This window comes from Ruegeria sp. CI8 (genome assembly GCF_056536865.1).
In genome coordinates this window covers 1-26073 of the sequence record NZ_JBQFQL010000005.1, presented here as the reverse complement: position 1 = coordinate 26073, position 26073 = coordinate 1, and the positions used below count along the sequence as shown (strand labels likewise).

General features: G+C 61.8%; 27 protein-coding genes and 2 tRNA genes. 19 read left to right on the top strand and 10 right to left on the bottom strand.

Annotated elements, in window-relative coordinates:
* Window positions 1-35 precede the first annotated feature (35 nt).
* From ACR0DA_RS17225 to dgcN, 3 genes are all read right to left on the bottom strand, one after another.
* Complete coding sequence (locus tag ACR0DA_RS17225; RefSeq protein WP_005981128.1) at window positions 36-896, bottom strand: D-amino-acid transaminase; 861 nt, start codon at window positions 894-896, stop codon at window positions 36-38.
* Window positions 897-945: 49 nt separating this feature from the next.
* Window positions 946-1911 carry an N-acetyl-D-Glu racemase DgcA gene (gene dgcA / locus ACR0DA_RS17220; RefSeq protein WP_170601411.1) on the bottom strand — a complete coding sequence of 322 codons (966 nt, stop codon included), beginning with the start codon at window positions 1909-1911 and terminating at the stop codon, window positions 946-948.
* A gap of 72 nt (window positions 1912-1983) precedes the next feature.
* Window positions 1984-2985: an N-acetyltransferase DgcN gene (dgcN, locus tag ACR0DA_RS17215; RefSeq protein ID WP_170453004.1), complete on the bottom strand. Its 1002-nt coding sequence runs from the start codon at window positions 2983-2985 to the stop codon at window positions 1984-1986.
* A 293-nt stretch (window positions 2986-3278) separates the two neighbouring features.
* On the opposite strand from dgcN, the gene ACR0DA_RS17210 reads away from it, so the two are divergent.
* A complete protein-coding gene (locus ACR0DA_RS17210; RefSeq protein ID WP_480755062.1) occupies window positions 3279-4241 on the top strand; it encodes an L-malyl-CoA/beta-methylmalyl-CoA lyase in 963 nt (320 codons plus the stop codon).
* A gap of 58 nt (window positions 4242-4299) precedes the next feature.
* Here the strand turns inward: ACR0DA_RS17210 and ACR0DA_RS17205 are convergent, their stop codons facing one another.
* Both ACR0DA_RS17205 and ACR0DA_RS17200 read right to left on the bottom strand, forming a co-directional pair.
* On the bottom strand, window positions 4300-4875 hold the full coding sequence (locus tag ACR0DA_RS17205; RefSeq protein WP_170372621.1) for a PA14 domain-containing protein: 576 nt from the start codon (window positions 4873-4875) through the stop codon (window positions 4300-4302).
* A gap of 119 nt (window positions 4876-4994) precedes the next feature.
* Complete coding sequence (locus tag ACR0DA_RS17200) at window positions 4995-5447, bottom strand: Lrp/AsnC family transcriptional regulator (RefSeq protein WP_170373309.1); 453 nt, start codon at window positions 5445-5447, stop codon at window positions 4995-4997.
* A gap of 72 nt (window positions 5448-5519) precedes the next feature.
* On the opposite strand from ACR0DA_RS17200, the gene ACR0DA_RS17195 reads away from it, so the two are divergent.
* Together ACR0DA_RS17195 and ACR0DA_RS17190 are read left to right on the top strand one after the other, a co-directional pair.
* Window positions 5520-6116 carry a LysE family translocator gene (locus tag ACR0DA_RS17195; protein ID WP_480755060.1) on the top strand — a complete coding sequence of 199 codons (597 nt, stop codon included), beginning with the start codon at window positions 5520-5522 and terminating at the stop codon, window positions 6114-6116.
* Between the two features lie 120 nt (window positions 6117-6236).
* Window positions 6237-7199: an acetyl-CoA carboxylase carboxyltransferase subunit alpha gene (locus ACR0DA_RS17190; RefSeq protein ID WP_480755059.1), complete on the top strand. Its 963-nt coding sequence runs from the start codon at window positions 6237-6239 to the stop codon at window positions 7197-7199.
* A 4-nt stretch (window positions 7200-7203) separates the two neighbouring features.
* On the opposite strand, the gene ACR0DA_RS17185 is transcribed toward ACR0DA_RS17190, so the two are convergent.
* From ACR0DA_RS17185 to ACR0DA_RS17175, 3 genes are all read right to left on the bottom strand, one after another.
* Entirely contained in the window at window positions 7204-8343 is a 1140-nt protein-coding gene (locus ACR0DA_RS17185) for a lytic murein transglycosylase (protein ID WP_170361404.1), read from the bottom strand.
* A gap of 112 nt (window positions 8344-8455) precedes the next feature.
* A complete protein-coding gene (locus tag ACR0DA_RS17180) occupies window positions 8456-9103 on the bottom strand; it encodes a GntR family transcriptional regulator (protein ID WP_093965127.1) in 648 nt (215 codons plus the stop codon).
* A gap of 30 nt (window positions 9104-9133) precedes the next feature.
* A complete protein-coding gene (locus tag ACR0DA_RS17175; protein WP_254429025.1) occupies window positions 9134-9829 on the bottom strand; it encodes a M48 family metallopeptidase in 696 nt (231 codons plus the stop codon).
* A 100-nt stretch (window positions 9830-9929) separates the two neighbouring features.
* Between ACR0DA_RS17175 and ACR0DA_RS17170 the strand changes: the two genes are divergently transcribed.
* Window positions 9930-10250 (top strand): TIGR02300 family protein, encoded by a 321-nt coding sequence (locus ACR0DA_RS17170; protein ID WP_170342794.1) that lies wholly within the window; start codon window positions 9930-9932, stop codon window positions 10248-10250.
* A 144-nt stretch (window positions 10251-10394) separates the two neighbouring features.
* Window positions 10395-10470 (top strand) — tRNA-Ala (locus ACR0DA_RS17165).
* Window positions 10471-10505: 35 nt separating this feature from the next.
* On the opposite strand, the gene ACR0DA_RS17160 is transcribed toward ACR0DA_RS17165, so the two are convergent.
* Window positions 10506-11513, bottom strand: a complete 1008-nt coding sequence (locus ACR0DA_RS17160) for an ester cyclase (RefSeq protein ID WP_480755057.1) — start codon at window positions 11511-11513, stop codon at window positions 10506-10508.
* 165 nt (window positions 11514-11678) lie between these two features.
* Here ACR0DA_RS17160 and ACR0DA_RS17155 point away from each other — a divergent pair, with 165 nt between their 5' ends.
* The 14 genes from ACR0DA_RS17155 to ACR0DA_RS17090 all read left to right on the top strand — a co-directional run bounded on the left by ACR0DA_RS17155 (window position 11679) and on the right by ACR0DA_RS17090 (window position 25781).
* On the top strand, window positions 11679-12728 hold the full coding sequence (locus tag ACR0DA_RS17155) for an ABC transporter ATP-binding protein (protein ID WP_480755056.1): 1050 nt from the start codon (window positions 11679-11681) through the stop codon (window positions 12726-12728).
* Between the two features lie 75 nt (window positions 12729-12803).
* The gene (locus ACR0DA_RS17150) at window positions 12804-14015 is read left to right on the top strand and encodes an ABC transporter substrate-binding protein (RefSeq protein ID WP_480755055.1); all 1212 of its coding nucleotides are present in this window, start codon (window positions 12804-12806) and stop codon (window positions 14013-14015) included.
* 115 nt (window positions 14016-14130) lie between these two features.
* Complete coding sequence (locus ACR0DA_RS17145) at window positions 14131-15105, top strand: carbohydrate ABC transporter permease (protein ID WP_244952478.1); 975 nt, start codon at window positions 14131-14133, stop codon at window positions 15103-15105.
* 1 nt (window position 15106) lies between these two features.
* Window positions 15107-16261, top strand: a complete 1155-nt coding sequence (locus ACR0DA_RS17140) for a carbohydrate ABC transporter permease (protein WP_170361381.1) — start codon at window positions 15107-15109, stop codon at window positions 16259-16261.
* Window positions 16262-16391: 130 nt separating this feature from the next.
* Window positions 16392-16922, top strand: coding sequence for an ester cyclase (locus ACR0DA_RS17135; protein ID WP_480755054.1), 531 nt, complete (start codon window positions 16392-16394; stop codon window positions 16920-16922).
* Between the two features lie 11 nt (window positions 16923-16933).
* Window positions 16934-18262 (top strand): histidinol dehydrogenase, encoded by a 1329-nt coding sequence (gene hisD, locus ACR0DA_RS17130; RefSeq protein ID WP_480755052.1) that lies wholly within the window; start codon window positions 16934-16936, stop codon window positions 18260-18262.
* The gene (locus ACR0DA_RS17125; protein WP_480755051.1) at window positions 18259-19311 is read left to right on the top strand and encodes an ester cyclase; all 1053 of its coding nucleotides are present in this window, start codon (window positions 18259-18261) and stop codon (window positions 19309-19311) included. Before hisD ends, ACR0DA_RS17125 begins: the two co-directional genes overlap by 4 nt.
* Window positions 19311-20075 (top strand): SDR family NAD(P)-dependent oxidoreductase, encoded by a 765-nt coding sequence (locus ACR0DA_RS17120; protein WP_480755049.1) that lies wholly within the window; start codon window positions 19311-19313, stop codon window positions 20073-20075. The genes ACR0DA_RS17125 and ACR0DA_RS17120 overlap by 1 nt, the downstream gene beginning before the upstream one ends.
* Window positions 20075-21118, top strand: a complete 1044-nt coding sequence (locus tag ACR0DA_RS17115; protein ID WP_170408007.1) for a LacI family DNA-binding transcriptional regulator — start codon at window positions 20075-20077, stop codon at window positions 21116-21118. The genes ACR0DA_RS17120 and ACR0DA_RS17115 overlap by 1 nt, the downstream gene beginning before the upstream one ends.
* A complete protein-coding gene (locus ACR0DA_RS17110) occupies window positions 21115-22104 on the top strand; it encodes a nuclear transport factor 2 family protein (RefSeq protein WP_480755048.1) in 990 nt (329 codons plus the stop codon). The genes ACR0DA_RS17115 and ACR0DA_RS17110 overlap by 4 nt, the downstream gene beginning before the upstream one ends.
* A gap of 179 nt (window positions 22105-22283) precedes the next feature.
* Window positions 22284-23252, top strand: a complete 969-nt coding sequence (locus tag ACR0DA_RS17105) for a cupin domain-containing protein (RefSeq protein ID WP_170448790.1) — start codon at window positions 22284-22286, stop codon at window positions 23250-23252.
* A 17-nt stretch (window positions 23253-23269) separates the two neighbouring features.
* A complete protein-coding gene (locus tag ACR0DA_RS17100; protein ID WP_480755046.1) occupies window positions 23270-24397 on the top strand; it encodes a cobalamin-independent methionine synthase II family protein in 1128 nt (375 codons plus the stop codon).
* A complete protein-coding gene (locus ACR0DA_RS17095) occupies window positions 24394-25089 on the top strand; it encodes an alpha/beta fold hydrolase (protein WP_480755044.1) in 696 nt (231 codons plus the stop codon). The genes ACR0DA_RS17100 and ACR0DA_RS17095 overlap by 4 nt, the downstream gene beginning before the upstream one ends.
* Window positions 25086-25781: an RraA family protein gene (locus ACR0DA_RS17090; RefSeq protein ID WP_480755042.1), complete on the top strand. Its 696-nt coding sequence runs from the start codon at window positions 25086-25088 to the stop codon at window positions 25779-25781. Before ACR0DA_RS17095 ends, ACR0DA_RS17090 begins: the two co-directional genes overlap by 4 nt.
* Before the next feature lie 204 nt (window positions 25782-25985).
* Here the strand turns inward: ACR0DA_RS17090 and ACR0DA_RS17085 are convergent.
* Window positions 25986-26062: transfer RNA gene (locus ACR0DA_RS17085), tRNA-Met, on the bottom strand.
* Window positions 26063-26073 lie beyond the last annotated feature (11 nt).

The following is a 26073-nucleotide window of genomic DNA, read 5'->3' as shown; positions in this document are numbered from 1 at the left end:
ACGAAAAGGCCCGCCAGATCGGCGGGCCATGGCGTTCAGATCGCCGCCTTGCGGCTTTCGTCCAGATAGATCTCGCGCAGCCGCCTGGCGATCGGGCCCGGCGTGCCGTCGCCCAGCGCGACACCGTCGATCTCGACCACAGGCATCACGAAAGCACTGGCCGAGGTGGTAAAGGCCTCGTCGGCCTCTTTTGCTTCGTCGATGGTGAACAGGCGTTCCTCGACTTCCATCTGCGCCTCGGCCGCCATGCGCAGCACGGCCTTGCGGGTGATCCCGTGCAGGATGTCGTTCGACAGCGGGCGGGTGACGATCTTGCCGTTCTTGACGATATAGGCGTTGTTGCTGGTGCCTTCGGTCACATACCCGTCTTCGATCATCCATGCATCATCGCACCCTGCGGCCTTGGCCATCATCTTGCCCATGGACGGGTACAACAGTTGCACCGTCTTGATGTCGCGGCGGCCCCAGCGGATATCCTCGATCGAGATGATCTTGGCCCCTTTTTTCGCCGCCGGATTGTCAGCCAGCCCGGGCTTGTTCTGGGTGAAGAGAACCAGCGTCGGCTTGGTGTCGGCCGAGGGGAAGACGAAATCGCGGTCGCCGTCGCTGCCGCGTGTGACCTGCAGATAGACCAGCCCCTCGGTGATGCCGTTCAACTCGACCAGCTTGCGGTGGATTTCGAGCAGCTCGTCCTTGCTGCAGGGTTCGGCCATCTGCAATTCGTCCAGCGACCGCTTCAGGCGCACCGCGTGACCCTCGAAGTCGATCAGCTTGCCGTCCAGCACGCTGGTCACCTCATAGACGGCATCCGCCATCAGAAAGCCTCGGTCGAATATCGAGACCTTGGCTTCGGTCTCGGGCAAGTATTCGCCGTTCACGTAAACGGTGCGGGTCATGTCATATCCTTCTCGTCCTTGGGCTGCGCCCATTCCTCGCCTCAGCGCGTCACCCCCAGAGCGCCGCCTGCGGCGGATGTACTCCGGCCTCGTCGAAAACCAGGGGGGTGTCGCGGTCTTCGGCCAACAGAAGCGGGCCGTCAAGGTCCGTCACCAGGGCACCCTGCGCCACCAGTGTCGCAGGCGCCATCGCCAAAGAGCTGCCGACCATGCAGCCCACCATGATGCCATAGCCCTCGGCCTGCGCCGCGCGGCGCAGTTCCAGCGCCTCGGTCAGACCGCCGGTCTTGTCCAGCTTGATGTTGATTACGTCATACTTGCCCTTCAACCCGGGCAGGCTGGCGCGATCGTGGCAGCTTTCGTCGGCGCAGACCGGCACCGGGCGATCCAGCCCGATCAGCGCCTCGTCATCGCCGGCGGGCAGCGGCTGTTCGACCAGCGCGACGCCCAAACGCACCAGATGCGGCGCCAGATCGGCGTAGACCTCGGCCGACCAGCCCTCGTTGGCATCCACGATGATCTTTGCATCCGGTGCCCCGGCTCGCACGGCCTCGAGCCGCGGCATGTCGTCGGGCGTGCCCAGCTTGATCTTCAACAGCGGACGATGCGCGTTCTTCGCCGCCTGCGCCCGCATCGCGTCGGGCGTGTCCAGCGACAGGGTATAGGCGGTGACCTCGGGTTTGGGCGCGGGCAGGCCGGCCAGTTCCCAGGCGCGCTTGCCCGCCCGCTTGGCCTCAAGGTCCCACAGGGCGCAATCGACCGCATTGCGCGCGGCACCGGCGGGCAGCAGGTCCATCAGCGACTGGCTCGAGAACGTATCGGGCAGACCGCGGATCTCAGCCTCGACCGATTCCAGCGTTTCGTCATACCGGGCATAGGGCACACATTCACCCCAACCCTGATGCGCCCCACCCGTCAGGCGCACCGTCAATACCTTTGCCTCGGTCCGCGACCCGCGCGAGATGGTGAACACCTGCGCCAGCCGGAACACATCACGAGAGACGTCGATCTGCACGCGCCCACTCCTCTGTCTTTGCAGTTTCCAGCGCCGGAGGCAGGTATCCCCGCCATCGACGCCCCGGTTGGATCACATCGCGGCCAGCGCGTCCACCAGCTTGCCCGCGCCGAACCGGTACGGATCGGTCGCCGGTAGGCCCATCTCGGCCTCGACCTTGGCGATGTAGGCTTTCGCGTCCTCCTCGCTGAGGTGCTGTGTGTTGATCGAAACACCCGCAACCTGGCAGGCGGGGTTGGCGACGCGCGCCAAAGGCAGGGCCGTGTCGCGCAGCTGCTCCAGCGTCGGCAAGGAGTATTCCGGCAGACCGCGCATATGGGTGCGTGTCGGTTCGTGGCACAGGACCAGGGCATCCGGCTGACCGCCATGAATCAGCGCCATGGTCACGCCGGAATACGAGACGTGGAACAGCGACCCCTGCCCCTCGATGTGATCCCAGTGATCGGGATCGTTCTCGGGCGTCAGGTATTCGACGGAACCGGCCATGAAATCGGCCACCACGGCGTCGAGCGGAACGCCCTGACCGGTGATTAGAATGCCGGTCTGGCCGGTGGCGCGGAAGGTCGATTTCATGCCGCGCTTGCGCATCTCGGCATCCATCGACATGGCCGTGTACATCTTGCCCGCCGAACAATCCGTGCCCACCGCCAGACAGCGCTTGCCGCTGCGCTTGCGCCCGTTGGCGATCGGATAGCCCACCGTGGGCACGCGAACGTCATGCAGGGTGCATCCATGGGTTTGGGCCGCGGCCACCAGATCGCCTTCGTCGCGCAGCAGGTTGTGCAGGCCCGAGGCCAGGTCGTAGCCCATTTCCAGCGCGGCGATCAGGACCTCTTTCCAGGCCTGGCTGATGACGCCACCGCGGTTCGCGACACCGATGACCAGCGTCTTGGCGCCGGCGGCCTTGCCTTCGGCCAGGGTCATGTCGGTCAGGCCCAGGTCGGCCTTGCAGCCTTCCATCCGTAGCTGACCCACGGCGTTTTCCGGGCGCCAATCCCGAATGCCGATCGCGACCTTGGCGGCCAGTTGGTCGGGGGCATCGCCCAAAAACAGCAGATACGGTGTCTCGATCATCGCGCGCTCTCCTTTTCTTCCGCCCCAACCTATTGAAGGCCGTCAACGAGCGTTTCTCGTTTTCCTCCGACCTCCCGCACCTCGGCCGGAGAATTTTGCAAGATTCCCCCGCGCGGCGCGAAAAACTTCGAAATTTTCAAAACGATGAAACTTTGACCGCCGCGTTCCGGGGGGTGCGCACAGCTTTCTGCAACAGCATTGCCGCAGTTGCACAATCAGGCTTGCGCAGGGTCGCGCAATTTAATACCCAATTGCCAACTGAAATCGCAATTTCATTACCCAACGAGGTGCCGATGAGCTTTCGTACCCAACCCGCCGCCCCGGCGCGACCAAACCGCTGTCAGCTGTTCGGCCCCGGTTCCAACACCAAGCTGTTCCCCAAGATGGCCGCCTCGGCCGCGGACGTGATCAACCTCGACCTCGAAGATTCGGTGGCCCCGTCCGACAAGGACACCGCCCGCGCCAACGTGATCGAGGCGCTGAACACCGTGGACTGGGGAAACAAGTACATGTCGGTGCGCATCAACGGGCTGGATACGCCCTATTGGTACCGCGATGTCGTTGACCTGCTGGAACAGGCCGGCGACCGGCTGGATCAGATCATGATCCCCAAGGTGGGTTGCGCCGAAGATGTCTATGCGGTTGACGCTCTGGTCACTGCGATCGAACGCGCGAAGGGCCGCACCAAGCCCATCAGCTTTGAAGTCATCATCGAATCCGCCGCCGGCATCGCCCATGTCGAGGAAATCGCGGCCTCCTCTCCACGCCTGCAGGCCATGAGCCTGGGCGCGGCCGATTTCGCCGCCTCGATGGGGATGCAGACCACGGGAATCGGCGGCACGCAGGAAAACTATTACATGCTGTGCGAGGGTCAGAAATACTGGTCGGACCCGTGGCACTGGGCCCAGGCTGCCATCGTGGCTGCCTGCCGCACCCATGGGGTGCTGCCGGTCGACGGGCCGTTCGGCGACTTCTCGGACGACGAAGGCTATATCGCGCAGGCGCGCCGTTCGGCGACGCTGGGCATGGTCGGCAAATGGGCGATCCACCCCAAGCAGATCGCGCTGGCCAATCAAGTCTTCACCCCGTCGGACGAGGCGGTGGCCGAAGCGCGCGAGATTCTGGCCGCGATGGAGCAAGCCAAGGCCAAGGGCGAAGGCGCTACCGTCTACAAGGGGCGGTTGGTCGACATCGCCTCGATCAAGCAGGCCGAGGTGATCGTAGCACAGGCCGAGCTGATCGCCGCAAACGGCTGACAGGGACTTACGAAAAAAGGCGCTCGTTCCGAGCGCCTTTTCCTGACTTCGGTTGGCCTCAGCGGCCGAACACGTTGTTTGGGGTCCAGGTAAACTTCTCACCCTGCTTGCCGGATTTCATCATCAGGCAGGACGTTCCCAGCTTCTGGAAATAGATGATCTTCAGAGGGTACCAGCCCGCCTTTGGAACTTCGACTTCCGTGCGCTGGTTGGCTTCACACCCCTGGATCCCGGTGACACGGCCGATCTGCTGACCACCGACATAGGCCTCGATCCCGTCATTGGACCATGTTTCAAGCTCGTAAATGCCCGGAGAATCAAAGCGCATGTACCCGGTGATTTCAGCGGCAACATTGTAGGGGTCCGTGAATGTCAAAACCGGCTCGCCCTTGTTGGTGTCGGCGTAGTCCAGCCCGCGCAGTGGCTTGCCCGGCTTGGCCTTGGACAACACGCTTTTGGCCTGGCTCAGATCGCGGATCTTTCTCTGAGTACCCTGCCCCACATATTTCACGTTCAACCCCGCCTTGGGATTGGGCTGCGGGTTGGCGGGCTGCAATTTCAAAGGCGCGGCAAATGCGGCACCGGCGACAATCGCCATCACGGCCGCCAGTGCGCCTGTCCGAACAAAACTCATGATCGTGTCTCCCTGACATCGCGCCCTGTTCGATCTGATGCCGAGTTTCTGGCGCTTTCAGGCTGACGATATTCCGGGATACATATGCCTGCAAGGTCCTTGCGGCAGTGGGTTCAAGCTCAGGCCCTCAGGTCTTTCGGGGATCCCATGACCACGTAGGACGTGATCGAGGTGACATGGGGCAACGTGCCCAATACGTCGGTATGGAAGGTCTTGTAGGCCGACAGGTCGGCGCATTCCACCCGCAACAAGTATTCGATCGTACCGGTGATGTTGTGGCATTCGACCACTTCGGGCGCCAATTGCACCGCTTTTTCAAAACCTTCCTGGGCGGTCTTTGTATGCTCACCCAGTCCGACGCCGATATAGGCGACAAAACCGACACCCATCGCCGCAGGGTTCAAAACGGCGCGATACCCGCTGATAATGCCCGACCGCTCAAGCTCTTGAACCCGGCGCAGACAGGCAGACGGCGAAAGCCCTACGCGGTCCGCCAGTTCAAGGTTGCTGATCCGGCCATTCCGGGCCAGCTCTTGCAATATTTGCTGATTCTTGAGGTCAATATTCGCCATTTGTTGCAAGCTTTATGTAATCGAGCGCGAAATCGCAATTTCATTTGACCATACCTGGGCGATCTTTGCGCCATGACTTACGACATCCTACTTGCGCTGGTCGCGTTTGCCTTCGTCTCGTCCATCACGCCAGGGCCGAACAATCTGATGCTCATGGCCTCAGGGGCGAATTTCGGGTTCCGGCGAACAGTCCGCCATATGCTGGGTATCGGCCTGGGTTTCATGCTGATGGTTTTGTTGGTCGGCGCAGGGTTGGTGCAGGTGTTCGAAGCCTACCCCGTCAGCCACGTGATCCTCAAAATCGCGTCGGTGGCCTATCTGCTATTCCTCGCGTGGCGAATTGCCAATGCGGCTCCTGCCAAGGGCCCGGGACACGCCGGACGACCCATGACGTTTCTGCAGGCGGCGGCGTTTCAATGGGTGAACCCCAAAGCCTGGGCCATGGCGTTGACGGCGACGACCGCCTATGCCCCGGGCCAGACCCTGCAAGCCATTGCGCTGGTTGCCATTGTATTCGGCTGCGTGAATCTGCCATCTGTCAGCACCTGGACGGTTCTGGGCCAGCAGATGGCGCGCGTGCTGACCAACCGGCGACGTCTGACCGTGTTCAACTGGTCGATGGCGGTTCTTCTGGTGATTTCCTTGTACCCGGTGCTGTGGCCGGGCTGAAGTCGCCGGCCCGCCTACCTTGCCGCCCCGCGCGGGAAACGCACCCCGACATGCGGTGCCGAGTTGCATCCGGGGCGACCTCGGGTCATATAGCGGAGAACTTTCGCGTTGAGAGGCGTCATGACCCAGTATCTGGATTTCGAAAAACCGCTGGCCGAGATTGAAGGCAAAGCCGAAGAGCTGCGCGCCCTGGCCCGCGCCAACGAAGAGATGGACGTAGCGGACGAAGCCGCCGCGCTGGACGCCAAGGCGGCCAAGCTGCTGGACGAGTTGTACAAGGACCTGACGCCCTGGCGAAAATGCCAGGTAGCCCGCCATCCCCAACGTCCGCACTGCAAGGATTATGTCGAGGCCCTGTTCACCGAATTCACCCCGCTGGCCGGCGACCGCAATTTTGCCGACGATCTGGCGGTCATTGGCGGCCTGGCGCGGTTCAACGATCAGCCGGTGATGGTGATCGGCCATGAAAAAGGCTCGGACACCAAATCGCGGATCGAGCGCAACTTCGGCATGGCCCGCCCCGAAGGCTATCGCAAAGCCGTGCGCCTTATGGAAATGGCTGGTCGGTTTGGTCTGCCGGTGATCACCTTGGTGGATACTGCCGGCGCGTATCCGGGCAAGGGCGCCGAAGAACGCGGGCAATCCGAAGCGATCGCCCGTTCAACCGAGATGTGTCTGAAAATCGGTGTGCCGCTGGTGTCTGTCATCATCGGCGAAGGTGGCTCGGGCGGCGCGGTGGCCTTTGCCACGGCCAACCGGGTAGCGATGCTGGAACACTCGATCTATTCGGTGATTTCGCCCGAAGGCTGCGCGTCGATCCTGTGGAAAGATGCCGAAAAAATGCGCGAGGCCGCCGAGGCGCTGCGCCTGACCGCGCAGGACCTTCAAAAGCTGGGCGTCTGCGACCTGATCATCCCCGAACCCAAAGGTGGCGCGCATCGCGACCGCCCGGCCACGATCGAATCCGTGGGCAAGGCGATCGCCAAGATGCTGAAGGAACTGAACGGCAAGGATGCCGCCGCGCTGATCAAGGACCGGCGTCAGAAGTTCCTGGAGCTCGGATCCAAGGGACTGGCGGCCTGATCCGTCAACCACCCAAAGAGCGCAACAAGCTGACCGAGGGTACGCCCGTAACGGGCAGGCCCTTGGCTTGCTGATACGCGGTGATGGCCGCGGTGGTGTTCTTGCCGATCACCCCATCAGCCCCTTGCGTGTCATACCCGGCAGCAGTCAGACGCCGCTGCAACTCTTTGCGATCTTCCAGCGTCAGGCCGGTCTCATCGGGCCCGAATGACGCCTGAAAAGGTGCGCCACCGGCGATCCGATCGGACAGGTGCCCGACCCCGATCGCGTAGCTGTCCGAGTTGTTGTAGCGTTTGATTACCTGAAAATTGCGGAACACCGCTATGCGCGGCCCGGGTTTCTGCGGCTGCAGAATTGCAACCGGTGTGCCCGAATTTGCCGCTGCAGATCCGACCTCACCTCCCCAAGGCTGCCCTCGCACCCAACCCGCCCGTGACAGGTAGGCAGCTGTCGAAGCCAACGAGTCTGTCGGATCGTCGGACCAGATGTCGCGTCGGCCGTCTCCGGTGAAATCCACTGCGTAGGCCAGATACGAGGTCGGGATGAATTGCGTATGCCCCATGGCGCCGGCCCAGCTACCGGTCATGTTCGCCGGCGACGTGTCACCGTTCTGAAGGATCTTCAACGCCGCAATCAGCTGGCTTTCGAAGAACGCCCCGCGACGCCCGTCATAGGCCAGCGTGGAAAGGGCCGAAATCACGGGCACATCGCCCCGCCGCTGCCCATAGCGGCTTTCCAGCCCCCAGACCGCCACCACAACCTCTTTGTCCACGCCATAGCGCGACTCAATCTGCGTGAGGGTGGCGTTGTGGCGTTGCAGCATCTGCTTGCCGGTACTGATCCGCTCGTCTGACGCGGCAATGGCCAGATAGTCTTCGAGCGAGCGCTTGAATTCGACCTGGTTGCGGTCGCGTTCGATCACATCTGGCAGGTAACCGGCCCCCTGAAACGCCCGGTCGATCGTCGCTTGCGAAATACCCTGCCCTGCCGCGCGCGCCTTGAAACTTGCAACCCAGGAATCCCAGCCGGCATTGGGCACTGCCCGCATTCGCGACGCGGTTGTTCCGGTAGGCGCGGACCCGCCCGCGCAGGCGCTCAGGAAACCTGCACCGAGGCCCAGTGAGAATGTCCGTCGATTGATCATGGCTGAAATCTGCTCTTGTTTGTTGTTGGCAGCAGCGTAGCGCAGCAAATGCCTTGAGGCCAGCTTCGCAACCGCCGCCCGTTTGGATTTCACACTTTGAGCAAAGGCCCGCTCAGCTGACCAGCAGGCGCAGACCCTGGGTCACATCCGATCGCACCGCCAACCGCAAACCCGGCTCGTCCCCCGCCTTCAGAGCGGCGATGATCAGCTTGTGGTAATGCGGCGGCTCGGTCCGTCGCAGGCGGCCATAAAGAGCCCGCATGGTCGGACCAAGCTGCAGCCAGACTGTTTCGGCCATCGCAAGCATGGCCGGAGCCTGCGCCCGCAGATAAAGCGTGCGGTGAAACTCGAGGTTCGTGCGGATGTAGCCGACCGCATCGCGCTTGGTCACCATTTCGGCCACGGTCATGTTGATGCTCTGCAACCGGTCGATCAGAGCCATATGCGCCCGAGGCAGCGCACGGCTGGCCAGCTCGACCTCCAGCAGGGCCCGCAGCGCGGCCAATTCTTCGATCCGGTCGTTGCTGAGTTCGGGCGTGGAGACCCGACCCGAGTTGGACAGAAACAGCGCCCCTTCGGCGGCCAGACGGCGCACGGCTTCGCGCGCCGGCGTCATGGACACACCGAACTCCTTGCCTATTCCGCGCAGCGTCAGCGCCTGACCGGGTGGAATTTCCCCATGCATGATTCGAGACCGCAGGGCGCGGTATACCTGATCATGGGTCGCGATCTGGGAGTCGGAGCTGCGGGTGGTCAACATGCCCTTATGTGATCACAAATCCCCGTGAGGTCAACCGGCGGGCGCATCGAACCTGTAACGGTGCAGTTCGGCCCCATTGTCGCGCAGCCAGTGCCGGGCCGCTTTGTACGGCCCAAAAAGCCGCTCGACCTGCGCCCAGAACGCCGCCGAATGGTTCATTTCGGCCAGATGCGCGACCTCATGAGCCGCGACATAGTGCAGGATTTCAGGGGGCGCCAGGATCAGCCGCCACGAAAACATCAACCCTCCCGCTGCACTGCACGACCCCCACCGCGACCGTGTATCGCGCATCGTCAGGCTAGAGTAGCCCCGCCCCAGCATGGCCGCATAGTCGTCGCAGGCTTCGGTCAGTCGATCACGTGCCAACTCTTTCAAAAAGCGGGCGAGGCGCCGCGCCTCGGCCCCTTCGGGCACCGCAACCTGATCGGCGTGCAAACTGACCCGGCGCCCCTCCGCCGGTACGATTCGCCTTGGCACACCTTCGACCGGCAGGGTTTCCCCGAAGCCGACTGACGCCGGAACGGGCCGCGCGCCCAGATGCTGGCGGATCCAGTCCTCCTTTGAGCGCGCAAAGCCGATTGCCTCGGATTCGGACACACCCTGCGGATAAGTCAACGTAACCCGGCCATCCAACTGGGAAATCCGCAAGCTTATGCGGCGTGCCCGAGCCGATTTGCGCAAGGTCAGCGCAACGGGAGGCTGTCCGGGCAATGAATGTCGCCCCATGGTGCGATCTCCTTGGCGCAAAGGCTTTGACAGTACCCGCCGCATGTGGCAGGTGACCTGAATCGTTGATACGACTCACCTGATATCAAGGGGAATTGACATGCCCAAGGAAGAATGGGGCGTAAAGCGCGTTTGTCCGACCACTGGCAAGCGGTTTTATGACCTGAACAAGGACCCGATCATCAGCCCCTACACCGGCGAGATCGTGGAATTGGAAACCGGCAAAAGCCGGATGATCGCAGCCGACGCCGAAGATGCAGCGTCGGTCAAGGCGCGCGAAGCCTCGTCCGATGACGAACTGCTGGACGATGATGACGCAGTCGATGTCGATCTAGACGACGATCTGCTTGAGGACGACGACGAGGACAACGTCTCGTTGGACGACATCACCGACGTCGCGTCGGAAGACGAAGACTCGTGATCCGGCCGGGGCGGCGCAGGCTGCCCCGCGCCCCGATGCGCCCCGTGCGCCGCGCATCTTTTTTCACCGAATCCGATTTTTTGGTCTTGCACTCGCGCACGTCGTTTCATAAACGTCCGTCCACCGCACAGGCGGTACCGGAAAGGGGCCTTAGCTCAGTTGGGAGAGCGCTTGCATGGCATGCAAGAGGTCAGGGGTTCGACTCCCCTAGGCTCCACCAAATCCCCTCCCATTGCATCCATTCCGCCACTCGGGCTACACCTGCGCCGATCCGATGCCCGTGGTTCTTTCCAGTATGTCCACGCCCTGCTGTTTCCAGAAGTGCAGAAGGTCGATGAAGATCCAGTTCTCGGCCAGCTTGTCGCCTGCGCGGCGATAGATGTCGATCACCCGAAACTCACCGGGCGTTTGGGTCGCCGGCATACCCATGAACCCTCCGGTCGGAACAGCCGTGAAGTTCGGCCAGCCGAAAAACCCGCCGTAGTGACCTTCGGCCAGCCGGCAGACATGTTTGGTCTTTGACCGCTCGGCGAATGCCGCGCGGAAGGGACCGGCGTGTTGCTTGCCATACCGTTCAATCGTGTAGGTGGCGCCAATTCCCTCGGGCCCCCACCAGATCATGTCGTCATGCCAGGTGCGGCTCAGCTCTTCGCTCAGGGTCAGGCCACTATTCCACTGACCCAGGTCAGAAATCATGGCGTTGATCAGCGCCAGAGTCTGCTCCCCTTCTTCGGCGGGTTGATCCGTGCCAAGGATACCGTCGTGTGTCAGGGGCCCGGGCTGTACAAGATGGGCTGCGGTCTGGGGCGGAAACGGGTTCTGACCAGCCTGCACCATCAGATGCGGGATATCGAAATACATCGCGGTCTCGACGATCTTGCCGTCTTGCACCTTGTTGAACTCGCAATAGCGCAGGAACGCCATTTTGCCTGTCGGTCGAATGCCCAACCAGGAATGGTCGAACAGACCCATCAGATGGCCCATGGAAACCACCCAGACCTCGCGCTCGTCGGTCAGCGAGTTGCACCCCGCAAAGAATATGTCCTGACGCCGCTGCATGCGTTTGAGGCTGTTTCGCAGCGGGCCCCAGAAGTTTTCTGCTACGTCGTGGACCCCCGAAATCTGACCGAACGGGTGAAAGCCGCGCCACAGCAGATTCGGCGCACAGAATCGCCCCATGACATCTGACAGTTTGTCGTTGGTGGCCAACTGCAGGTCCTCATAGAACTCCTTCACCAGACCTTTCTCTTTTTGAAAGCTCATCTGTTTTTCATTGTTTTGCAGCATCTTGCGCCTGTTATTGCCTGGGGGTGAATCACTGATTTCCGGCATATTTGCATACGTATGCAAAAATGTCTTGCCAGAATTGGTAAACCAAGAATACCCTTTTGCAAACGTATGCAAAACGATTCCTTCCCGGGGGGCTTCATGGCGGAAATTCAACTGCGCAATGTCGGCAAGCGATGGGGATCGTTTGTTGGGGTTCACAACTTCGATCTGACGATTGCCGATCGCGAGTTTCTGGTTCTGCTTGGCCCGTCCGGCTGCGGCAAGACCACGACAATGCGCATGATCGCGGGGCTTGAGGACGTGACCGAGGGCGACATCCTGATCGACGGCAAGGTGGTCAACGATCTTGAACCCAAGGACCGCGACGTGGCGATGGTGTTCCAGAGCTATGCCCTCTACCCCAACATGAACGTCTATGAAAACATCCGCTTCCCGCTGAAGGTCCGCGGGATCGACCCCGCGACCCATGACGAGAAGGTGCGCCGCGCCAGCGCCATGGTCGAGCTGGACGATTTTCTCCATCGCAAGCCGGCTGAACTGTCGGGCGGTCAGCGTCAGCGTGTCGCTCTGGCCCGCGCGATCGTGCGCGAACCGAACGTGTTCCTGATGGACGAGCCGCTGTCCAACCTCGACGCCAAGCTGCGTGTATCCACCCGCGCGCAGATCAAGAATCTCAGCCACGAACTGGCCGTCACCACGATCTATGTCACCCATGACCAGATCGAGGCCATGACGCTTGCCGACCGCGTGGTGGTGATGAAAAAGGGCATCGTGCAACAGGTCGGCAGCCCGACCGAAATCTACGACCGCCCGGCCAACACTTTCGTCGCCAGTTTCATCGGCTCGCCCGCCATGAACCTGATGGATGGTCAGGTCGAGGGCGGCGTTTTCCGGACCAAGGGTGTCGAAATCCCGGGGGTGGACGTTGCTGATGGCCCGCTGACCTTGGGGTTCCGCGCCGAGGATGCGACACTGGCCGAAGGTCAAGGCCAGATCACTGCACCGATCTACACGCTCGAACTGCTGGGTGACGCCACCATGATTTCGGTCCGGGTTGGCGGCGCACTGGTCTCGGTCAAAGCCGACAAAGCATTCCGTGCCGAAATAGGCGAGATGGTCTCGTTCTCGGTGCCGAAAGAAATCTGTCACCTGTTCGAAGCAGAGAGCGGTGCGCGGATCGGGGGCTGACCCCAACCAAAGCCCGAAAGGGCCAACCAACGGTCCGGACGTCGACGACGGACCGATCCTGACAGGGAGAAACGCATGAAACTCAAGACAATTCTGATGGCAGGCGCCATGACCATGGTGACCAGCACAGCATGGGCGGCGTGTTCGTTCGAGAACACCGTTCCGCTCAAATCACTGTCCGCCGGGTTCGAAGCCTGGAAGGCTGTCACCGACGCGATGGCCGAGTGCGGCAATTTCGGCGCATCGCTGGACCAGGAGTTCCGCGAGAAGCAGCCCGAAGCCTTCGCGGCGGATCCGGCTCTGTACCAGATCGGCGGCGTGTCGAACGCAACGCTGGTGCCGTTGCTGAACGCAGGCACCATTCGTCCGCTGGATGATCTGGTCGCGAAATATGGCCAGGATCTGCTGCCGAACCAGCTGATCAAGGTGGACGGCCAAACCATGGCGATCGCCATGATGGTGAACGCCCAGCACCTGATGTACCGCAGCGACGTTCTGGCCGATCTGGGGATCGAAGAGCCCAAGACCTATGACGATGTTCTGGCCGCTGCAGCCAAGATCAAAGAGGCCGGCGTCATGGATTACCCCATCGGCGGCACCTTCAAGACCGGCTGGAACCTGGGTCAGGAATTCGTGAACATGTATCTGGGCGAAGGCGGTGAGTTCTTTGCTGACGGCAACATGCCTGCGATCAACAACGATCAGGGCGTGAAGGCTCTGGAGACGCTCAAGGCCATGACCGAATACATGGACCCCGAGTATCTGGTGTCGGATTCCACATACGTTCAGCAGCAGTTCCAACAAGGCAAGATCGCCATGGCCAACCTGTGGGCCAGCCGCGCGGCCGCAATGAACGATGAGGCCGAAAGCCAGGTCGTCGGCAAGGTCGTCATGGCGGCCGCTCCGATGGGCTCGGCCGCTCCGGCAACCACGATCTGGTGGGACGGTATCGTTCTTGCCTCGAACATGAGCGACGAGGAAGCCGATGCCGCATTCCGCGTGGCGCTGGAAGGCATGGACGCAGAAATGGTCGAGGCCAACAACAACGCCGCCGTCTGGCTGAACCCTGCCTACAAGCCCGGTAATCTGGCCGCAGGTGCAGCCGCTTCGGCAGAAGCCGGCGCCAAAGCCTATCCCGCATCTGGCCCGATGGGGATCATGCACACCGCGCTTGGCAATGGCCTGGCCGATTACCTGACTGGCGCCAAGGACGCACAGACCACGCTGGCAGACATCGAGGCGGACTATCTGACTGCCGCGAAAGAGGCCGGACTGGTCAACAACTGATCCTGCCGCGGGAGGGCCTCGACCCTCCCGCACCCAATCCAACGAGAACCATGAGAAAGGCAGAGCCATGAATTTCCGGACATTTGCCGCCTTTGTCGGCCCCTCTGTCTTTATGATGCTTCTCTTTATCGCTTTCCCGCTGGTCAGCGTGTTCAAGCAGAGTTTCTACGTCACCCAGCCCATCTATGAGACGGTCGAGGTCGAGACCTGCACGCCGGGCTTCCTGACCCAGACCTGCGTGACCGAGGAAAAGTCCATTCCGAGGCTGGACGAAGAGGGCGAGATCATCACGCAGACCCAGTTTGTCGGGCTGGAAAGCTATCGCAACGTGCTGGAGCCCGAACGCGCCTGGCGCGCGATCAGCGAAGGCAGCTGGAGCGTGCTGTCCACGATCAATTTCTGGAAGGCGCTGCGCTTTACGTTGACCTTTACCTTGATCACTTTGCCCTTGGTGATCGGTACCGGGCTGCTGATCGCCATCGTGATCAACAATGCTGCATCGGCAATACGTGGTCCGGTGATCTTTGTGTCGCTCCTGCCCTTCATCATCACGCCGGTCATCGGGGCCCTTTCGATCAACTGGCTGTTTCGCGGCGACGGTATCCTCACGGCCCTGCTGGAATGGTGGCTGAACCGCGACATCGCGCTGTTCGCGCAGGCCTGGACGATCGAGTTGCTGATGATGCTGTACCGCGTCTGGCACGTCGCACCCTTTGCCGCGATCGTGTTTTACGCCGGTCTTCAGACCGTGAACCAGGACAGCCTTGAAAGCGCGGTGATCGACGGCGCAAGCCGCTGGCAGCGCCTGAAATACATCGTCATCCCGCACCTGATGCCGCTGATTATCTTCGTGTCGATGATCCATCTGATGGACTCCTACCGGGTGTTCGAAGAAATCGTCGGCTTCTCAAGCCAGGGCTACGTCATCTCGCTGCAATGGCTGACCTATGACTTCCTCGTGCCGGATCAGGCGGGCAACCGTTCGATCAGTCGGGCTTCGGCCAGCGCCATGCTGACCATGGTCGGCATCGTCATCCTTCTCATCGCACCGCTGCGCCGGACATGGCGCGACCACAAAGGAGGTCACTGATATGTCCTCGCGCGCCCTTCGCCAACCGCTCGGCCTGCGCCTGTCGTCGAACCTGTTTCTGGCGTTCTGGTGCCTCGTGGCGGCCTTCCCGATCTTCTGGATCGCGGTGATGAGCTTCAAATCACCCGTGGACGCATTCGACAGCAACGCGCTGAACGTGATCTTCGGTCCAGCGACACTTGCGACCGGAGAGGGCCTTTCCATCCTCGACATCATCCTCGGCATTGTCACCATCTGGGTCGCGGTGATTGCGACGACCAAGACACTGCCCTCGATGGTCAGAACCTACACCAAGCCGGGTCAGGCCTGGTTCGGCTGGATCATCGGCGGTTTGGCCTTGGTGATGGGTTTTCTGTTGGTGTTTTTCGTGATCTTGCCGGCCGTTCTGAACGTGTTGAACCCACTGTTCGGCCCGCTGGGGCGGGACGTGGTTGGTCTGACGACCGAGCACTACAAGACCGTCTGGATCGACCGCGGCTTTTCCAACAACTTCAAGAACTCGCTGATCGTTACCGCGGGCGTCGTGACCGTGTCGCTGACCGTGGGCACGCTGGCGGGTTATGGGCTGGCGCGGTCGGGCTCGACGCTGGCGTTCTGGATCCTGATCGTCGCGTTGGTGTTTCGCGCGCTGCCGCACTCGGTTCTGGTGGCGGGCTATCTGCCAGTCTTCATCAACTCGGCCGAATGGCTGCGCCCGATCTTGGGGGAAAACGCGCCCACGCTGTACGGCAAGCCCTTTGCCGTAATCGCAGTTCTGGTGGCGATCAACCAGCCCTTTACCATCTGGATGCTGCGGTCGTTCTTCCAGAACATCCCGGCCGAGCTGGACGAAGCCGCGCGCGTGGATGGCTGCAACCATTTCCAGGCCTTCCGTCGGGTGATCATGCCCGTGATGTGGCCGGGTGTCATCACCACCGGGCTGTTCAGCTTCTTGCTGGCCTACAACGACTTTCTGGTGACCTCGCTGCTGCTGGACGCGCAGAACCAGACCATGGTTCCGGCCATCGCCGGCATGTTCAACCGCGAAACCACCACCACCGACCAGGTCGTCGCCGTGGCCGCCGCCGTGTCGATCACCGCGCCGCTGTTCTTCCTGGTCATGATCTTCCAACGCCAGATCGTCAGCGGCCTGACCGCCGGCGCGGTCAAAGGCTGATGAGCCGCCGGTTCCGCCATAACGCCCTGACGCGCCATCCGGCGCTGAACAGGTTGCCCAGGGATTTTCCCGGATTTGGGGGAATGTCCCCCCGATCCCCAATCCCTGACAACTTGACAAGGACAAGACGATGAAAGGTTCCCGACCTGAACAAGCGGTTCTGACCCGCGACACTGACCTGAGCAAGACCGAAGACACGCGCCGCGTGATCGAATCCATGGTCGACGGCCTGAATGACCACCGCATCAACGACATTGGCGAGTTCTTCGCCGAAGGATTCCGCTGGATGGGCAACCAGGGCTGCGGCACGAAGAACGGTCTGCAAGGGTTTCAGGACAACTGGCAGCGCCCCTTCCAGGCCGCGTTTTCCGACAAGGTCTGCATCGACGAGGCGCGGCTTTACATGGGTGAATGGGCCGCGGCCTTCGGCCGGCAGGAAGCGACCCATTCGGGCGAATTTCTGGGCATCCCGCCCACCGGCAAGCGGGTCGAGATCCGCTACATGGATTTCTGGAAAGTCGTCGACGGAAAGATCGTCGACAACTGGGTGAACGTTGATTTCGCCCATGTCGCCGCGCAGCTGGGCGTCGACCTGTTCCAGGGCCACGGCTGGGAAGCATATGACCGGGGAGAGAAAACTCCGCCCCGCCCCGACAACTGAGGATCAAGACAATGGCAATCGAGTATCTCAAACGCGGCAAGTCCGACGCAGACCGGGCCGAGGATGACGCCAAGACCCGCGCCGTGGTCGAGGCGACTCTGAAGGATATCGAAACCCGTGGCGACGCCGCAGTGCGCGAGCTGAGCGAGAAGTTTGACAACTATTCGCCCGCCTCGTTCCGCCTGTCGCAACAGGAGATCGACGCCCTGATCGCTCAGCTGTCAGACCGCGAACTGGCCGACATCAAGTTCGCGCAGGAGCAGGTGATGAACTTTGCCCGCGCGCAACGTGCCTCGATGACCGATATCGAGGTCGAGACCCTGCCGGGCGTGATCCTGGGCCACAAGAACATCCCCGTGCAGTCGGTGGGCTGCTATGTGCCCGGCGGCAAGTTCCCGATGGTGGCCTCGTCCCATATGTCCGTGGCCACGGCCAGCGTTGCGGGTGTGCCGCGCATCATCGCCTGCACCCCTCCGTTCCAGGGCAAGCCGAATCCGGCGGTGATCGCCGCCATGCATCTGGGCGGCGCGCATGAGATCTATGTCATGGGTGGCATCCAAGCCATCGGCGCCATGGCTCTGGGGACCGAAACGATCGACCCGGTGCACATGCTGGTCGGCCCCGGCAATGCCTTCGTGGCCGAGGCCAAGCGCCAGCTGTTCGGCCGCGTCGGCATCGACCTGTTCGCCGGCCCGACCGAGACCATGGTGATCGCCGACGAAACCGTCGATGCCGAGATCTGTGCCACCGACCTGCTGGGGCAGGCCGAACACGGCTACAACTCGCCCGCGGTTCTGGTCACCAATTCGCGCAAGCTGGCCGAAGAGACCCTGTCCGAGATCGACCGCTTGCTGGGCATCCTGCCGACGGCCGACACCGCGCGGGTCAGCTGGCAAGATTATGGCGAGGTGATCCTGTGCGACAGCTATGACGAGATGCTGCAGGTCGCCGACGAGATCGCCTCGGAGCATGTTCAGGTCATGACCGACCGCGATGACTGGTTTCTGGAGAACATGACCTGCTATGGCGCGCTGTTCCTGGGGCCGCGCACCAACGTATCGAATGGTGACAAGGTGATCGGGACCAACCACACGCTGCCCACCAAGAAGGCCGGGCGTTATACCGGCGGGTTGTGGGTGGGCAAATTCCTGAAGACCCACAGCTATCAGAAAATCCTGACCGACGAGGCGGCAACCCTGATCGGCGAGTACGGCTCGCGCCTGTGTCTGCTGGAAGGCTTCGTGGGGCATGCCGAACAATGCAACGTGCGGGTGCGCCGCTATGGCGGCATCAACGTGCCCTATGGCGCGCCGGCCCCATACCGGGATGCCGCCGAATGAGTGACAGGCATACGCAGCACAAGGCGCTGATCGCGCCGCTTCGGGCGGCAATGTATGATTTCGACGAATCCGGCGTGCGGGCCGCGCTGGCGCAGGTGACCGCGCCCGACGCCCTGTTCCGCCTGTGCCACCCCTTCGGTGACAGCACCGGCAGCGAGGCGTTCTACGATCTGGCCTACAAGGGCCTGCTGGATGCCTGGCCGGACCTCGAACGGCGCGACTATATCGTGATGGCCGGGCCGGACGAGTTCGGCGCCGACTGGGTCGGCTGCGGCGGCTACTACACCGGCACTTTCACCGGTCCGTGGCTGGACATCCCGCCCACCGGCCATCAGGTCACCATGCGGTTTCACGAGTTCTACCGGTTCGAGAACGGCCGGATCGTCGAAATGCAGGCCCTGTGGGACATCCCCGAGGTGATGATGCAGGCCCGTGCCTGGCCGATGGCGCCCAGCCTGGGCCGCGAATGGCATGTGCCCGGCCCGGCCACGCAGGACGGTCTGGTGCCGGGGCCCTATGACGCCGACCAGGGCCGCGCCACCTGCCAGCACATCGTCGACATGCTGGAACATCTGAAAAAGCACCCCTCGCAGGGCGGCCCCGAGGTGATGGAGATGGAGCGGTTCTGGCATCCGCGCATGAACTGGTACGGGCCTTCGGGCATCGGCACCGGGCGCGGCTGTGCCGGGTTCCGCAACTGGCACCAGATCCCGTTCCTGAACGGGATGCCGGATCGCGGGCAATATGTCGATGACATCACCTATCATTTCTTCGGCGATGGCGAATACGCGGCAGTGACCGGCTGGCCCAACATGATCCAGACCGTCACCCATGACGGGTGGATGGGCATCGCGCCTTCGGGCAAGCGGATCACCATGCGCAGCCTCGATTTCTGGCGGCTGGAGAACGGACGAATCCGCGAAAACTGGGTTCTGGTCGATCTTTTGGACGCCTATGCGCAGCTTGGCGTTGACGTCTTTGCCCGCCTGCGGGAATTCAACAAGGCCCGGAACCTGGGCCGCATTGAAATCCCGGATGGAATGAGCTGATGACCCAACTGCCCCGCACCCCTTCGTTCTCGCTGAGCGGCAAGACCGCGTTGGTCACCGGCGCGTCTTCGGGTATCGGATTGGGCTGCGCTGTCGCCCTGGCCGAGGCCGGGGCGCATGTGGTCTGCGCCGCGCGCGGGGCCGAGCGGTTGAACGAAGCGGTGTCCGCCCTGCAAGCGCAGGGCTGGTCGGCCGAGGGGCGGGTGCTGGATCAGGGCGACCTGACCGCGTTGCATGCGCTGTTTAACGGCCGGGTCTTTGACGTGGTGGTGAACTCGGCCGGGACCGCGCGGCACGGGCCGGCGGTCGAAACCGCGCCCGAGGATTTCGACGCGGTCACGAGTGTCAACCTGCGCTCGGCCTATTTCTTGTCGGCCTACGCGGCCAAGGCGCTGATGGCGGCCGGGCGGCCCGGTTCGATCATCCATATCTCCAGCCAGATGGGCCATGTCGGCGGCATCGACCGGGCGCTGTACTGTGCGACCAAGCACGGGCTGGAAGGCATGGTCAAGGCGATGGCGATCGAATGGGGCAAGCAGGGCGTGCGCATCAACACGGTCTGCCCGACTTTCATCCGAACCCTGCTGACGCAAGCGACCTTCGACAACCCTGAACGCGCGGCCTGGATCATGGACAAGATCAAGCTGAACCGTGTGGGCGAGGTCGAGGATATCATGGGCGCGGTCCTCTATCTTGCGTCCGACGCCTCGGGGCTGGTCACCGGCACGTCGATGCTGATCGACGGCGGATGGACGGCGGACTGATGGCGGACAAGGTCACATCGCTTCAGGTCGCGCAACTGGCCGGCGTCAGCCAGTCGGCGGTCAGTCGGGTGTTCACCCCCGGCGCCTCGGTCAGCAAGAAGACCGAGGAAAAGGTACGCAAGGCGGCGGCCGAATTGGGCTATCGTCCCAACGTGCTGGCGCGGGCGATGGTGTCGGGCAAAAGCCGGATCATCGGCCTGGTGGTCGGCTATCTGGACAACTACTTCTATCCCGAAGCGTTGGAGAAACTGTCCAACCGCCTGCAGGAGCATGGCTATCACGTGCTGATCTTCATGGCTTCGCGCTCGGCCGGAAACATCGACGACGTGATGGAGGAAATCCTCGACTATCAGGTGGACGGGGTCATTCTGGCCTCGGTGCCGATGTCGTCGGACATCGCTACGCGCTGCCAGCAGGCGGGCGTTCCGGTGGTGCTGTTCAACCGCAGTCAGGATATCGAGGGCATCACCACAGTAACCTCGGACAACTATGCCGGCGGCCGCAAGGTAGCCGAGTTTTTGCTGGCGGGCGGGCACCAGCGCATCGGCTACATCGCAGGCTGGCAGGGCGCCTCGACCCAGCGCGACCGCGAGGCTGGTTTCCTTGCCGCACTGCGCGATGCCGGAAGCGATCTTTTTGCACATGGGATCGGCGAGTTTCACACCGAAAATGCCCGTGCGGCGGCCCGAACCATGTTCGACGTGGCACCGGAGCGCCGACCTGACGCGGTTTTCGTCGCCAACGATCACATGGCTTTGGCGGTCATGGATGTTCTACGCTTTGAGCTGGGCCTGCGCATCCCCGAAGACGTCTCGGTCGTGGGGTATGACGATGTGCCCCCTGCCGGATGGCCCGCATACAATCTGACGACGATTCGGCAGCGGGCGAACCTGATGGTCGCGGAAACGGTTGCCGCGCTGCTTGATCACATCGAAGAGCCCAAGACTTCTGAACCCCGCAAGGTGGCAATTGACGGACCGCTGATCGTACGAACCTCGGCCCGGTTGCCCAAGGGATGGAACCCGAAAAGGACGAACACATGAAGGGATTTGACCCCAAATTCCGGGATTTTCCCGACTATATCATCGGCATCACCAAGGAAATCTGGGAAGATCGCGGGATCGCCACGCTGCATGAATATTACAGCGACGACATCGTTGTCCGTTCACCGGGTTCGGTCGTGCTGGGCAACCAAAACGTCATCGGCGCGACGATGGCGACCCTCGCCGAGTTTCCCGACCGGCAGCTTCTGGGCGAAGACGTGATCTGGTCAGGCACGCCCGAAGAGGGGATGCTGAGTTCCCACCGCATTATTTCGACCGCCACGCACCTTGCCGAAGGTGTCTATGGCAAACCAACCGGAACCAAGCTGCGGTACCGGATTCTGGCCGATTGCCATGCGATCGACAATCAGATCAACGATGAATGGCTGATCCGCGATCAGGGGGCTATCGTGCGCCAGATGGGCTGGGACCCCAAGGAATACGCAGCCGACCTGATCGCTCGCGAGGGCGGGCCGGAAAACTGCGTGAAACCTCTGACGCCCGAGATCGACCAGCCCGGCCCCTACAAGGGTCGAGGCAACGACAATGAATGGGGCCAGCGCTATGCCGATATTCTGACCCGGATCATGAACGCCGACATGGGCGCGATCGGGGCTGAATACGACCGTGCGGTGCAGTCGGAATATGTCGGCGGGGTCACCGGACACGGTTGGGACACGGTCGACCGGTTCTGGATGGGATTGCGGGCCAGCTTCCCCAACGCCGAGTTCCGCATCGAGCACCAGATCGGCCGCGACGATCCCAACATGCCACCCCGTGCCGCACTGCGCTGGAGCCTGTGGGGCAAGCATGACGGATGGGGGGTGTTCGGCGCCCCCACCGGGGCGCAGGTCTATGTTCTGGGCATCAGCCATGCCGAATTCGGCGAACTGATCCGCGGCCAGCCCAAGCTGCGCCGCGAATACACCCTGTTTGATGAAACCTCGGTCTGGAAGCAGATCCTTCTGCAAGGCGCAGAGGTCTGAATGCACGCTCCGGTCAAATATCGTGTTCTGGCATGCGGCCTGCGCGAGACCGGTGCAAGCCGGCGCTTTCACCTATTCCGGCAAAGCCTTCGAGCGCGCCGCCTGAATTTGCGGCCTCCGGGAACGTGATCGCGCATCTGCCGACCATTCCCTCAAACGCATAATCCGGAACCAGAACCATGACACAATCAACCATCGCATCACGCATCGTCCGTTATGGCGAGCTCAAGCCGTGCAAGACGGCCTTCATTGATGCCCACACGCCGGGCAGCGATCAAAAAGAGAACTTTACCATAATCGGCGGCGGAGTTTCGGAGTCTCCGGATCAGCATGTGCACATAACCGACAAGATCGGCTTCAATATCGGGGCCGCCGGCCAGCCGCCCAAATGCCGCAACTCGCTGCACAGCCATACGACGGCCGAGGTCTTTTTTGTCGCCAAGGGCCGCTGGCGGTTTTTCTGGGGTCGCTATGGCACGGCGGGCGAGTTCATTGCCGAGGAAGGAGACATCTTCAACATTCCCACCGGCATCTTCCGCGGCTTCGAGAACGTGGGCGACGACTACGGGATGATCATGTCCATTCTGGGTGGTGACGATGCCGGCGGCGGCGTCACCTGGGCACCTCAGGTCATTGAGGACGCCCGGGCGCACGGGTTGATGCTGGGTGACAACGGCGTGCTCTACGACAGCAAGAAGGGCCAGGACCTCCCGCACAACGTCCGGCCCATGCCTCTGCTGACCGAGGAGCAGCTGGAATCCTATCCCGAAGTGCCGGTCGAAGCCGTGATCGGCAAATACGTGGCCCGCTACTGGGACCTGATGGCGCTGGCGGCCGACAAACCCGCCAAGGTGATCGGTGAAAACGGTCTGATCAAGGACAAGCCCGGCTTTGAGGTCGACTTCCTGACCCGTGGCTCAGGTGTTCAAGACCCCACCAAATCGGCCAAGCCCGTCGTGCTGATGCCGGCAAGCGGCCATTGGCGGGTCACTGTCGAGGATGTCGAAACCACGATTTCGGGCGGGGATACGGTACTGGTGCTGCCCGGCGAGGCCTATACCATCACTCCATCCATGACCGGAACGGCCGGGTTGTACCGCATCACCGCGACCGACGATCCTGCTGGCGCAACCTGGACCGGCGACTGATCAAGAAAGGACCCCGCATGACAACGATACTCACCACCCATGTGGGGTCTCTGCCCCGATCCCAGGAAGTTGTCGACTTCATCTTTGCGCGCGAGCGGAATGAGCCCTATGACGCCGATGCGTTCGACAGTTGCATGACCAAGGCCGTATCTGAAACGGTTCGGCGTCAGGTCGAGGCCGGTGTCGACATCGTCAGCGACGGAGAGACCTCAAAAATCTCGTATGCGACATACGTAAAGGACCGCTACACAGGTTTCTCGGGGGACAGTCCACGGAATGCCCCCGCGGACCTGAAGATGTTTCCCAGCTTTTTGCAACGTCTTGCCAACGAAGGGGGCACACCCCAATACGCCCGGCCGCAATGCACGGGCGACGTTCGCTCCAAAGGCCAGGACGAACTGAACAAGGATATCAGCAACCTCAAGCAGGCAATGGCTGAGAACGGAGTCGAACGTGGCTTCATGAACGCCGCCTCGCCCGGGGTGATTTCTCTGTTTCTGCAGAACGCCCACTACCCCAGCCGTGAGGCCTATTTGGCCGCGCTCGCCGATGCGATGAAGCAGGAATATGAAACGATCGTCGCAGCGGGACTGGATCTTCAGTTGGACTGCCCCGATCTGGCCCTGTCCCGGCACATGCTGTTCGCTGATCTTTCCGATGCCGAATTCATCGCGATCGCCGAAATGCATGTCGAAGCCCTGAACCACGCGCTGCAGAATGTCCCGCAGGATCGGGTCCGGGTGCATATCTGCTGGGGCAACTACGAAGGCCCGCATTGCTGCGACATTGCGATGGATCAGGTGTTCACGACCCTGATGGCAACCAAATCCCGCTATGTTCTGTTCGAAACGTCGAACCCGCGCCACGCCCATGAGTGGACCGTCTTCCGGGATCGCAAGAGCGAAATCCCGGACGACAAGATCCTTGTACCCGGCGTCGTGGACACGACAACGAATTTCATCGAACACCCCGAGCTGGTGCGGCAACGCATCGAGCGGTTCACCAACATCGTCGGGCCGGATCGGGTCATCGCAGGGAGTGACTGTGGGTTTGGCACTTTTGCCGGCTTCGGGGCGGTCGACCCAGACATCGCCTATGCCAAGCTGGCCTCCCTGGCCGAAGGTGCTAGATTGGCCTCGGCATGACGCCCCTGGTTCTTCTTCCCGGAATGATGTGCGATGCCCGACTGTTCGGGCCGCAAATCGAGGCCCTGTCCGGACGGGTGCCGTTGATGACCCACTCGCTGAGCGTCCAGGACAGCGTCGAGGCAATGGCGGCCGATGTGCTAAGCCACGCGCCGCCGGTATTTGCTCTTGCGGGGCTTTCCATGGGCGGGATCGTTGCCATGGAGGTCCTGCGCCAGGCGCCAGAACGCGTTGAACGGCTGGCACTCCTGGACACGAACCCTCTGGCCGAAGCAGACGAGGTCAAAACCCGGCGCGGTCCGCAGATGGAGGCCGTGCGCCAAGGTGGATTGCGGCAGGTCATGCGTGACGAGTTGAAGCCGAACTATCTGGCCGATGGCCCTCGGCAGGGCGCAATTTTGGACCTGTGCATGGCCATGGCAACCGATCTGGGCCCCGAGGTTTTTCTTCGCCAGTCCATCGCACTCATGGGCCGCCCGGATCAAACGGACACCTTGTCCGTTTATCAAGGTCCAAGCCTCGTTCTATGCGGCGAGGATGACAGACTATGTCCGTTGGAGCGGCACGAACTGATGCACAAGCTTCTCGGAAACAGCACGCTGGAGGTCGTAATCGGTGCGGGGCACCTGCCCACCCTCGAGCGACCCCAGGAAACTACAGCGGCGTTGCGCCGTTGGTTGGAGGCTCCATGACACCGTCCCTACTTGCCTTGCTGCGCAAGGTCGACACACCCACAGTCTGCAATGCCATCGAGATGGCCCAAGGCAAGCGCGGGTTTGATCAATTCACGCGTGGCACGATGTTCTGCTCGGCCCCGTCCGAGGGCGCAATCGTCGGATTTGCCCGCACCGCCAAGATCGCTGCGGTGCAACCGCCCTCCGAAGCGCCGGAAGTCATCAGGCAGCGGCGAATGGACTATTACAGATACATGGCCGAGGCCCCGGCGCCCTCAGTTGCAGTGGTTGAGGATGTCGATTTCCCCTCCTGCATCGGCGCCTATTGGGGCGAAATCAATACGTCTGTGCACAAAGGGTTCGGAATGGCCGGCGCACTCACCAACGGGGTCATGCGGGACCTTGGTGACATGCAGCAAGGATTCCCGGTCATCGCCGGCTCTATCGGGCCCAGCCATGGTTTCGTTCACGTCCGAGAAATCGACACGCCTGTTTCGATCTTCGGCCTGACGGTCAATCCATCTGATCTCATCCATGCGGACCGGCATGGTGCTGTTGTCGTACCTGCTGATCTGATTGATCGGATCGAACACGCCATTCTGAAACTCTTTGAAACCGAACGAATAATTCTGAATGCGGCTTCTGAACCCGGCTTCAACTTCGAGAAATTTGAAATCGCTTGGGCCGCATTTGAAAAAGCGCGCGTGTAAGGGTGTACGCAGTCTGACTGATCCCTGACGTGGCTCGGCAGTTCGTTTGTCGGTCGTAGCCTACGTCTTGGGAGATCCGATCGCGCATTTTGCGCGTTTCTTACCATTTATTTGTCGGCGATTGTTGGGTTGGTGCTGAACGAGCGGTTGAGAACGAGCAAAGCCGCCCTTGGGCGGCTCGTTCGGTGTTTTGTTGGACTGTTTTGGTTGCGGGAGCAGGATTTGAACCTGCGACCTTCAGGTTATGAGCCTGACGAGCTACCGGGCTGCTCCATCCCGCGACACTTTGGGT